Raw genomic sequence first — 10,014 nt, forward strand, 5'->3', positions numbered from 1 at the left:
CTGCGTAGTCCGCTAGAAGCAGGATATGAGGGGTGGCGAGACAAGGTGCTCGGCATCCCTCATTCCCCTGGTCTCGTGGGATCGCTGAGTGTCCCGAGAAGTGCCGGGAATCACCTTCACCGTCCGGCCGAAATGAGGCGCTTCTTTGTTAATGAGATTGATGCAAGCGGCGCATTCCTGGTGATATTGGTCGATGATCGGGAAGACGCTATGGGAGCGGCAGCTTCATCAGAGGGGTTCCACTTCGGCTTTGGCGATAGCGGGAGACCGTGTCGTCGTCCATGAGCGCCACAATCGGCTGGCTTGTCTGGACCGCCACGACGGCGCGGTCCGCTGGGACGTTCCGGTAGGAACCTGGCCGCGTGCCGTCGTGGTCTACGGCGATCGTTGCCTGGTGCTGCCGCAGAACTCCGATCAACTCGTCTGCCTCGACCTCCCGACGGGGTCTGTGATGTGGCGCGCCGGGTTGCGTGGGTATTCGGGGCATGTGGTGGCCACCCCGGAGGCGGTCCTCGTCGGCGGCTGGCGCGGTTACACACCCATTGTCGCTGTCAACCTGCAGGACGGACGGCCTCTGTGGCGGACACAGCAGTGCGCGGCCACGGTGCGCCCCGAGCCCTGGGGTGGCGGTGTGATGCTGGGGAGCGGATCGGAAGCATGGCTGATCGATCCGCGTGATGGAATGGAACTGGGTCGCTGGAGGTTGCCAGAGCCGCTGGCTGATACTGACAATCGTCAGGCGTTCACTGTGATCGGCCCCGACCGATGCCTGGCGCTCTGCGGCACGCGGTCCGTTGCGGCCATGCGACTGTCTTCGAGCATCGTCGAGCAGCTCTTCCGTCACGATACCGGCCTTCTCGGCTTCGCTCCCGAGTTCACCGGGGGTGTGGTGTGGTTGCGAGACCGGCAGGGCGGTTATCTGGCCGTCGACCCCGAAGACGGATCGGAACTGTGGCACGTCGATGTCGCTCAGCCGCTCGCCGATGGGGTGGTGCGAGACGGTGACGGGTTCGTGATCGGCAGCCAAGGTGGCGTGCTCCTTCGGCTGCGCTCCGACGGCCAGGTTCTGGAGCGGGCCTCGTCGGCCGCCAGGATTGCCGCACTGCGAGGCCTGGGAACGGGAGAGGTGATCATGGTAACCAAGGGAACTCTCAGGATGATCGCCGTCGGCCCGTTTCGGCGAGGCGAATGACTAAGGAACACCCAATCCATGCGCAAGCGCTCCATTCCTGTACAAATCTCAGTCCTCGATATCTACAGAGCGGTCAGGTCGAGTGCGCGCTCCGCCGCGTCGAGGAGCTGTTTGTAGGTGATGACCTCGATGCGTGAGAGGTGGGAGTTGTAGACGCGGAGGGTCTCGTTGATCTGGGCTTCAGAGAACCGGGTCTGCAGGTCTGGATGGCCGATGACGAGGACGGCGGTCGCGCGCCGGGTGTCGACGCCATGCTCGAGAACCATGTCGCGGTTCTCGTCGAGGAGTTTCAGGTAGTTCTGTGCCTGGGCCACGCCTTTGTGGACGTCTGCGCTGGGGATGGTCGACGTTCGGTGGCCTTCGATGGCCTTGACAGCAGCGCGCTTCAGCTCGACCACGTGGAGGACGCCGTCGGGGCGAAGCAAGGGGATGTCGAGTTCCAGGCCGCGTGTCAGCCTGCGGCGCAGGGATTGGCCGACGTACTCGCCGCCGAACAGCCACCACGCGCCGGTGAGCGCCCCTTGGATCTGGCGCTCTGAGCTGTACGGATGTTCGACCACGCGCCGGATCTCGGCCAGCTTCCGCCGACGGAGACAGAGTTGCATGCCGGCGAGAACCGACTCGGCGTCGGCCCTGGAGAGGATCGCGAGCGACCCCGGCGGTAACTCCGAGACGGAGGGGGCCGGCCGGGTGAGCGGCTCGTACATGGTGCGTCGCAGCAAGGCTTCGGCTAGCCAGATCTGACCGTCCACCTCCAGCCTGTGAACCCGGTAAGTGCCCGCCTCCCGGTCCTCCACGACCTGGATCGACGCCTTGGCCAGCCGCCGGAAATACTCTCGGGCCTCGACGACCCCGGCTTCCGGGTGTTCTTCGAGGAACGCCTCGAAGAGCACTGAGATCGCCAGATGTGTGTTGGACATCGCCAGCTCGAGCGCGCCGAGGGTACGGCTCGACTCTCCGTCGAGCAATTGGTACCTGTCCTCGAGATCTGGGCTCAGCACCCGGCCCGTGGCGTAGCCGAGTGCGTCGTCGAGGCGGCTGGCGGACCCCGGATCGCCCCCGATCTCCGCCTGCCGGATGGCGAACCTGATGAGGTCCAGCATCGTCTTCCCACCCCGGTAGGGATAACCGATGTGGTCCAAAACGTCCTGCACGGCGGACTTGACCTGCTCAGACTCCGCGAGTGAGTGGATGAGCCTCAAGAACGACGTCATCACAGAGTCCGAACGGATCCTGTTCCTCCCAGCCAACGCCTCACTCCTCGCCGAATGGCCCGGGTGAACCGCTCATCCGGTACCCGGACACTGCCACAAGCCGCCGACAGAACTCAGCCGTCAGGCCGGACAGGCCGCCCGGGTGGGGCGGCTCTCAAGGAGCGGCAACGAGAGGACGAAGGGGAGCCGGTCGGTGGCCGGCTCCCCCGGGGGTTATCGCAGACCCGCGTCCAGGGCGTTGGTGAGGACGCCGGTGTCGCCGGACATTTCCCAGATCATCGCGCCCAGCAGGCCCTTGCTCTTGAGCCAGGCGGTCTTCTTGCCGATGGACCAGGCGTCGTCGAAGCTCCACCACTGCCCGCCGTTGCCCGTGAAGCAGTAGGTCGACACGGACTGCTCGTCGTGCCGTACCGTGCAGCCGGGGACGCTCGCGAGCAGGTTGCTGTAGCCGCGGGTGCCCGCCTCCTCGGCGAACTGGCCGGGGGCGGCGCCGGTGGCGGACTGCCACTCGCCGTACTTGCCGCCGTCGGCGACGCCCTGCCAGCCTCGGCCGTAGTAGGCCAGGCCGATGGTCAGTTTGCGTGGGTTGACCCCGGCCTGGAGGTAGACGTCGACCGCCTTCTCCACGCTGAAGTCGGGGTTGTAGGGGCTGTCGGTGTCGAGGTACAGGTTGCCCTGGTGGCCGGCGCGGTTCGGCTCCCAGGAGTTGTCGCTGCCCGCGCCGTGGAAGTCGTAGCCCTGGATGTTGAAGATGTCCAGGGTCTTGGCGATCTCCGGCAGGTCCCAGCCGGCCGCGATCTTGACCGGGTCGGCGGGGGTGAACGCGGTGAGCTGGTAGCGCTTGCCGGTCTCCGTGGTCAGCGCGTCGAGCTGGCGGCGGAACTCGGCGATCAGCAGCGTGTTGTTGGCCTTGTCGTTCGGGCCGATGTGGTTGCCCGCGTGTCCTTCGGCGCCCGGCCACTCCCAGTCGAGGTCGATGCCGTCGAACACGCCCGCGCCGGTGCCGGGCCCGCCGGCCGCGTTGTAGGCGGGCAGGTTGCCCTTGATGTAGGTGTCGATGCAGGAGCTGACGAACTTCTTGCGTGAGGCGTCGGTGGCCGCCACGTCGGAGAAGTACTTGGAGTAGGTCCAGCCGCCGATCGAGATCAGCACCTTCAGGTGCGGGTGCTTGGCCTTGAGCTTCTTGAGCTGGTTGAAGTTGCCGCGCAGCTTCTCCCACCCGGTGTCGGCCACGCCGTCCACGGACTGTCCCGCGCTGAACGGCCTGCCGTAGTCGGCCTCGGCGTCACCGGCTCCGTCGCCCTGGTTCGGGTCCTGCGGGTTGCCCGTGGTGCCCTTGGTGACTCCCTGCAGGCAGGTGAGGTTGACCGGGTCGATGTTGGCGAAGGCGTAGTTGATGTGCGTCAGCTTGGCCGCCGCGCCGGTGGTGTCCAGGTTGCGGACGAAGTACTGCCGTCCGTAGATGCCCCACTGGACGAAGTAGCCGACCCTGGCGTACCCGTTCTCCACGATGTCGGAGGTGGTCACGGGGACGGCGGGGGTGGCCGCGGACATGTTGTCGTACAGGTCGCGCGCCTTGACGGTGAAGGTGTAGGGGGTGGAGGGGGACAGGCCGGTCACGGTGGCCGTCGTCTCGGTGACGGTGGCGGCGACGGTCGAGCCGACGTAGACGTCGTAGTTGGCGACGCCGCTGTTGTCGGTGGCGGCGTTCCAGGCCAGGGTGACGCTGGAGGAGGTCTTGCCGGTGCTGCGCAGGTTGCCCGGCACGGTGGGCGCCTGGGTGTCGTCGGCCGGGTTGTTGGTGCGCACGGTCACCGGCGACGAGGCCGCCGACAGGGTGCCCTTGCGGTCCTTGGCCTTGACGGTGAAGGTGTAGTCGGTGTTCGGGGTCAGGCCGGTCACCGTGGCGCTGGTGCCGGTGACCGTGATGGCCGTGGCCGTGCCGTTGTAGACCTCGTACCCGACGATCGGCAGGCTGCCCGGGGTGGCGGCGTTCCAGGCGAGCGAGACGGTCTTGGTGGTCTTGACCGGCGAGCGCAGGTTGCCGGGCGCGCCGGGCGGGGCGTCGGCGGAGCCGTCGCAGTTGACGTCGTTGACCCGGCAACTGGTCGGCTCGGCGTCGGCGGTGCTGACCCGGAAGGTCGGGCTGTACGGCGCGGTCGTCCGCCCGGCCGCGATCGTCGTGTTGTAGTGCGCGGGGGTGAGGGTGACCGTGCGCCCGCTCTGGCTGATCGTGGCGTGGTCGGCGTTGCTGGCGGTGACGCCCGCGGGCAGGTCGAAGACGATCGACCAGCCGGTGAGCGCGGTGGTGCTGTTGTTGGCGACGACGAACTCGGCGCTGGTGCCGCTGACGTTGTAGGTGGCGGTCACGGGCGCGGGCGTGGGCGGCGGGCCGCCGCTGCCGTCACAGTTCGCGCCGTTGATCGTGCACGTGGTCGGCTGTACGGCGGAGCTGAGCGTCACCTTGGGGCTGAACGGCTCGGTGTTCCTGCCGGGCTGCACGGTGGCGATGTAATAGGCGGGGGTGAGCGTCACCTTCGTGCCGTTCTGGCGAATGGTGGCGTTCTGCGGGTTGCTCGCGGTCACTCCGGAGGGCAGCTCGAAGACGATCGACCAGCCGGAGACCGCGGTGGTGTCGGGGTTGCTGACGACGAAGGTGGCGGTGGTGCCGCTGAGACTCACGGCCGCGACAAGACGGGCCGCCGCGTGGGCGGGGACGGTGCCGAGGGCGATGATCACGAGAACGGCGATCAGGGGGGTGACTAATCGGCGCACGTAGAAAGCCTTTCTTTAAAGAAGGTTTCCTAACAATTACGCGGATAGTAAGCCCCCGTCAGGCCGTCGGCAAGAGCTGCGGCGAGTGCGGCTCGGTTTCGTTGGCCTGGACGCCGGTAGGTTTCCTTACATGAACATTGCGATTACCGGTGGATACGTCGTACCCGTGGACGGCGACCCCGTCGAAGGCGGCACCGTGCTCATCAAGGACGGCCGGATCGCGGCCGTCGGCCACGATGTGGAGATCCCCGACGGCGCCACGATCGTCGACGCGGGCGGCTCCTGGGTGCTGCCCGGCTTCGTGGAGGCCCACGGCCACCTCGGCGTGTACGAGGAGGCCGAAGGCTGGGCCGGCCAGGACACCAACGAGATGACCGACCCGAACGGCGCCCGGCTGCGCGCCCTGGACGCGATCAACCCCGCCGACCTGGCGTTCGCCGACGCGCTGTCGGGCGGAGTGACCACCGCGGTGATCAAGCCGGGCTCCGGCAACCCGATCGGCGGGCAGACGGTCGCGGTCAAGTGCTGGGGCCGTACCGTCGAGGAGATGCTGGTCAGGGAGCCGGTCAGTGTGAAGAGCGCGCTCGGGGAGAACCCCAAGCGGGTGTACGGCGACCAGAAGAAGCTGCCCTCCACCCGCCAGGGCGTGGCCGCGGTGATCAGGGACGCGTTCACCAAGGCGCAGGACTACCGGGACAGGCGCGAGTTCGCGGCGGCCGAGGGCAAGCCGTTCGACCGGGACGGCACGATGGAGGTGCTGGTCAGGGTGCTCGACGGCGAGCTGCCCTGGTGCCAGCACACGCACCGGGCCGACGACATCGCCACCGCGCTCAGGCTCGCCGACGAGTTCGGCTACCGCCTGGTGATCAACCATGGCACCGAGGGGCACCTGCTGGCCGACCTGATCGCCGAGCGGAACGTTCCGGTGATCATCGGCCCGCTGCTGACCAGCAGGTCGAAGGTGGAACTGCGCCACCGCTCGTTGCGCAACCCGGGCATCCTGGCCCGCGCGGGCGTCGAGCTGGCGATCACCACCGACCACCCGGTGGTGCCCATCCACTTCCTGGTCCACCAGGCGACGCTGGCCGTCAAGGAGGGCCTGGACCGCGATGTCGCGCTGCGCTCCATCACGCTCAACCCGGCCAGGATCATGGGGCTGGGCGACCGGGTCGGCGCGCTGAAGCCGGGGCTGGACGGTGACGTCGTCATCTGGTCGGGCGACCCGCTCGACGTCATGAGCCGCGCGCTGCGGGTGTTCGTGTCGGGGCGCGAGGTCTACACCTACGCGGACGGCGAGGGCGAGATGCTGGACCCCTACTACCGCGAATCCGGGCCGCGCTAGTCATGGACCCGACCCCGGAGTAGGCCAGCACATCGTGCTCAAACCTGAGTGAAATATCCTCGCTGTAAGTCACCGTCAAGGTGATCAGCTCATAGTGGGGGGATGACCGTCTCCCGCGAGACCTACCGCCCCCCTGTGCTGCCGCGGCGACCGAGCCGGACGCTCATCGCCGCGCTGGTCATATCCGGCCTCGTCGCCCTGTTCATCCTGGCCGCCATGCTGCTGTCCGGCGGGCCCGCCGACTTCGGCCTGTCGGCCCTGCTGGCGGTGGGCCCGCTGCCCGTCCTGCTGGCCGCCGTGCTCGCGCTGGACCGGCTGGAGCCCGAACCCCGGCTGCACCTGGTCTTCGCCTTCGTCTGGGGCGGGGGCATCGCGGTGGCGCTGGCCATCCTGCTGACGATCCTCGGCGAAGGCATGTTCGCGGGGGTGGGACTGGCCGCCCAGCGGGTGAACGACGTGGGCTTGGTGGTGGTGGCCCCGGTGGTGGAGGAGGCGCTCAAGGGTTCGGCGCTGCTGTTGCTGCTCAGGCGGCGGCGGGAGATCGACGGGCTGACCGACGGCATCATCTACGCCGCCATGGCGGGGCTGGGCTTCGCGGCGGTGGAGAACGTGGGCTACTACCTGGCCGCCTTCCAGGCCGACGGCACGAACGGGGCGCTCACCCTGTTCGTCCTCCGCGGGCTGGTCGCCCCGCTCGGCCACCCGGTCTACACCGCCATGATCGGGATCGGCGTCGCGTACGCGGTCACCAGGAGCGGTCCGGGCAGGTACGCCGCGGTCCCGCTCGGCTACCTGGCCGCGGTGCTGCTGCACGGCCTGTGGAACGGGATGGCCGTCCTCTCCTCGCCCGGCGGACTGGCGATCGTGTACTTCCTGCTGCTCGCGGTGATCATCGTGCTCGTCGTGGTGACAGTGCGCGAACGCAAGCAGCTTCTCGCCAGGATCGGCGCCTACCTGCCCCTGTACGAGGCGACCGGGCTGGTCACCGCGCAGGATGTCGGCATGCTCGGCTCGCTCGGCGCCCGCCGCCGGGCCCGCAGGCGGGCGGGCCGGGCGATGGGCGACTACCAGCAGGCCGCGACCGAACTGGCCATGCTGCACCAGCGGGCCGAGCGCGGCGGCATGGATCTGGAGGAGTTCGGCGCCGAACGCGACGCGCTGCTGTCGGTGATGGCGTCGGCGCGGGCGGCGATGACGCCTACCTGAGGAACTCCCGCAGGTGCGTCACGACGGCCTCGGGGCGCTCCTCGGCGAGGAAGTGGCCGCAGTCGGGGATCTCCGCGCCGCGCACGTCGCGGGCGTAGCCGCGCCAGGCGTCCAGCACGTCCACCCTGGCGGGTATCCCGCCCGCGCCCCACAGCGCCAGCACCGGCATCTCCAGCCGCCGTCCCGCGTCGTGGTCGGCGTCGTCGTGCGCCGCGTCGTCCGGGAAGGAGGCCCGGTAGTCGTCGAAGCCCGCGCGCAGCGCGCCCGGCCGGGAGAAGGCGCGCACGTACTCCTCGACGCCCTCGTCCACCGCGGCCCGCTGGACCGTCCACCGCTCGAAGAAGTAGCTCAGGTAGCCGCGTACATCGGCGCCCGCGAGCTGCTCGGGGAGGTCGGGCTGCAGGTGGAAGGTCCAGTGCCAGGCGCTCGCGGCCAGGCCGGTGTCCATGTCGAACCTGCGCCACATCTCCCTGGTCGGGATGATGTCCAGCACCGCCAGCCGGTCCACCTCCGCCGGGTGGTCCAGGGCGTAGCGGTGGGCGACCCGGCCGCCCCGGTCGTGCCCGGCGAGGCTGATCCGCTCGAAGCCCAGCGACCGGGCCAGCTCGCGGACGTCGGCGGCCATGGTGCGCTTGTCGTAGCCGGTGCGTGGTTTGTCGGTCCTGCCGTACCCGCGCAGGTCGGGGGCGATCACGGTGTGCGTCTCGGCCAGCGCCGGGATGACGTGCCGCCAGCAGTGGCTGGTCTGCGGCCACCCGTGCAGGAGCACCAGCGGCGGCCCCTCGCCCTCGATCAGGTAGTGCATCCGGATCCCGCCGACCTCGGCCATCCGCGACTCGGGCATGTCCACTCCCGTTGGTAACTGGATGATGTGGTTACCTTGTAACTGCATCATAGAGTTAGGCGTATGAGCAACCAGGATTGGGTGTGGGACGGCGGCAGGGCGAGCCTCGACCTGGTGAACACCTACCGCGACCGGAAGACGGGCGGCCGGGAGCTCCTGCTCGAACCGGCCGACCTGACGGCCTGGCTGGCGGCCTCCGGCCTCACCCCCGAGCGGGCCGAGGCCGGAGAGGCGAGCCTCCTGGACGCGCGCGACCTGCGAGAGGCGATCAGCCTCTGCACGGACGCCGCGATGGCCGCCCGCCCGCCCGGCGCCCCCGAACTCGCGCTCCTCAACCGCTGGGCGTCGGCGCGCCACGCACCCCTCCTCCAACTCCACCCCGACCTGTCCCTGGTACGGCTCCCGCCCTCCGACCCGGTCTCCGCGGCCCTGGCCGAAGTGGCGCACGACGCCGTGGCCCTGCTCGGCGGCGAGGCCCGGCGCCTCGTCCGCGTGTGCGCCGGCCCCGAGTGCGGCCTGCGCTTCATGGACCGGTCGAACGCGGGCCGCCGCCAGTGGTGCTCGATGCGCCGCTGCGGCAACCGCGAGAAGGTCCGCCTCCATCGCGCCCGCCACAGCGGATAGCGCGGCGGGTGTTTTTCCGCTCAAGTGCTCATGCCGCCGGTGATCACAGTCGTTATGCTTGCCGTTCATGACTGATGTGGACGAGCACGGTCGACCCGAGCCGCCTGTCGCGGGCGGCGAGACGGCGACCCTCCTGGGATTCCTCGATTATCAGCGCGCGACGTTGGCGTGGAAGTGCCGGGGCCTCGGCGCCGCGGGGCTGACGGCAACGGTCGGTGCCTCGTCGATGACGCTGGGCGGACTGCTCAAGCATCTGGCATACGTGGAGGACGACTGGTTCTCCCGCTGGTTGCACGGGCGGGACCGATCCGCGCCGTGGAACACCGTGGATTGGCGCGCCGACGACGACTGGGACTGGAACTCCGCCGCCGCCGACTCCCCGGAGGAGCTGTTCGCGTTGTGGGAGAAGGCCGTGGACCGCTCCCGTGAGGCGGTCGCCGAGGCGCTGGACGACGGCGGCCTGGACCGTCTGGCCCAGCGGTCCTGGCCCGGCGGCGAGACGCCGTCCCTGCGGTGGATCGTGGTCCACATGATCGAGGAGTACGCGCGTCACAACGGTCATGCCGACCTCCTCCGGGAGTCGGTGGACGGGGAGACCGGGGAGTAGAGGCCACGCCGAGTTCAGCGAGCTCGGCGTGGCCCCCTTCGCCCTCTTGCTGATGCACGACCGCAAGGGGTCCGCCCTCAAGGTGTACGGGCCCCAGGTGGTCGGCCCCGTCTACTGAGCCTTTTCCATCCCTGGTGGCGGATGGCTGGTCACAACATGATCGCGGGTCCGGCTTTCCCCTCATGACGTAGCAGAGCTCCTGGTAGACGG

Annotated in this window: 8 protein-coding genes; 5 read left to right on the forward strand and 3 right to left on the reverse strand. The window is 69.0% G+C overall.

Going from position 1 to position 10,014, the window contains the following annotated elements; genetic code table 11:
- Positions 1–193 precede the first annotated feature (193 nt).
- The gene (locus ABZ911_RS25860) at positions 194–1,192 is read left to right on the forward strand and encodes a PQQ-binding-like beta-propeller repeat protein (RefSeq protein WP_358060839.1); all 999 of its coding nucleotides are present in this window, start codon (positions 194–196) and stop codon (positions 1,190–1,192) included.
- A 62-nt stretch (positions 1,193–1,254) separates the two neighbouring features.
- On the opposite strand, the gene ABZ911_RS25865 is transcribed toward ABZ911_RS25860, so the two are convergent.
- Both ABZ911_RS25865 and ABZ911_RS25870 read right to left on the reverse strand, forming a co-directional pair.
- Positions 1,255–2,442 (reverse strand): Shedu anti-phage system protein SduA domain-containing protein, encoded by a 1,188-nt coding sequence (locus ABZ911_RS25865; RefSeq protein WP_358060842.1) that lies wholly within the window; start codon positions 2,440–2,442, stop codon positions 1,255–1,257.
- Between the two features lie 177 nt (positions 2,443–2,619).
- Complete coding sequence (locus ABZ911_RS25870; protein ID WP_358060845.1) at positions 2,620–5,181, reverse strand: glycosyl hydrolase family 18 protein; 2,562 nt, start codon at positions 5,179–5,181, stop codon at positions 2,620–2,622.
- Between the two features lie 130 nt (positions 5,182–5,311).
- On the opposite strand from ABZ911_RS25870, the gene ABZ911_RS25875 reads away from it, so the two are divergent.
- Together ABZ911_RS25875 and ABZ911_RS25880 are read left to right on the forward strand one after the other, a co-directional pair.
- The gene (locus tag ABZ911_RS25875; RefSeq protein WP_358060848.1) at positions 5,312–6,523 is read left to right on the forward strand and encodes an amidohydrolase; all 1,212 of its coding nucleotides are present in this window, start codon (positions 5,312–5,314) and stop codon (positions 6,521–6,523) included.
- 102 nt (positions 6,524–6,625) lie between these two features.
- A complete protein-coding gene (locus ABZ911_RS25880) occupies positions 6,626–7,729 on the forward strand; it encodes a PrsW family intramembrane metalloprotease (RefSeq protein ID WP_358060851.1) in 1,104 nt (367 codons plus the stop codon).
- On the opposite strand, the gene ABZ911_RS25885 is transcribed toward ABZ911_RS25880, so the two are convergent.
- Positions 7,722–8,573 carry an alpha/beta hydrolase gene (locus ABZ911_RS25885; protein ID WP_358060853.1) on the reverse strand — a complete coding sequence of 284 codons (852 nt, stop codon included), beginning with the start codon at positions 8,571–8,573 and terminating at the stop codon, positions 7,722–7,724. The genes ABZ911_RS25880 and ABZ911_RS25885 overlap by 8 nt on opposite strands.
- Positions 8,574–8,636: 63 nt before the next feature.
- On the opposite strand from ABZ911_RS25885, the gene ABZ911_RS25890 reads away from it, so the two are divergent.
- Positions 8,637–9,197, forward strand: a complete 561-nt coding sequence (locus tag ABZ911_RS25890; protein WP_358060856.1) for a CGNR zinc finger domain-containing protein — start codon at positions 8,637–8,639, stop codon at positions 9,195–9,197.
- Between the two features lie 67 nt (positions 9,198–9,264).
- Positions 9,265–9,804 (forward strand): DinB family protein, encoded by a 540-nt coding sequence (locus ABZ911_RS25895; protein WP_358060859.1) that lies wholly within the window; start codon positions 9,265–9,267, stop codon positions 9,802–9,804.
- Positions 9,805–10,014 lie beyond the last annotated feature (210 nt).

This window comes from Nonomuraea sp. NPDC046570 (assembly GCF_040645915.1).
Classification (GTDB): Bacteria; Actinomycetota; Actinomycetes; order Streptosporangiales; family Streptosporangiaceae; genus Nonomuraea.

Coding starts and splice junctions, on each gene's coding strand:
- ABZ911_RS25860 (WP_358060839.1), top strand. CDS start 194: ATGATCGGGAAGACGCTATGGGAGCGGCAGCTTCATCAGAGGGGTTCC.
- ABZ911_RS25875 (WP_358060848.1), top strand. CDS start 5,312: ATGAACATTGCGATTACCGGTGGATACGTCGTACCCGTGGACGGCGAC.
- ABZ911_RS25880 (WP_358060851.1), top strand. CDS start 6,626: ATGACCGTCTCCCGCGAGACCTACCGCCCCCCTGTGCTGCCGCGGCGA.
- ABZ911_RS25885 (WP_358060853.1), bottom strand. CDS start 8,573: ATGCCCGAGTCGCGGATGGCCGAGGTCGGCGGGATCCGGATGCACTAC.
- ABZ911_RS25890 (WP_358060856.1), top strand. CDS start 8,637: ATGAGCAACCAGGATTGGGTGTGGGACGGCGGCAGGGCGAGCCTCGAC.
- ABZ911_RS25895 (WP_358060859.1), top strand. CDS start 9,265: ATGACTGATGTGGACGAGCACGGTCGACCCGAGCCGCCTGTCGCGGGC.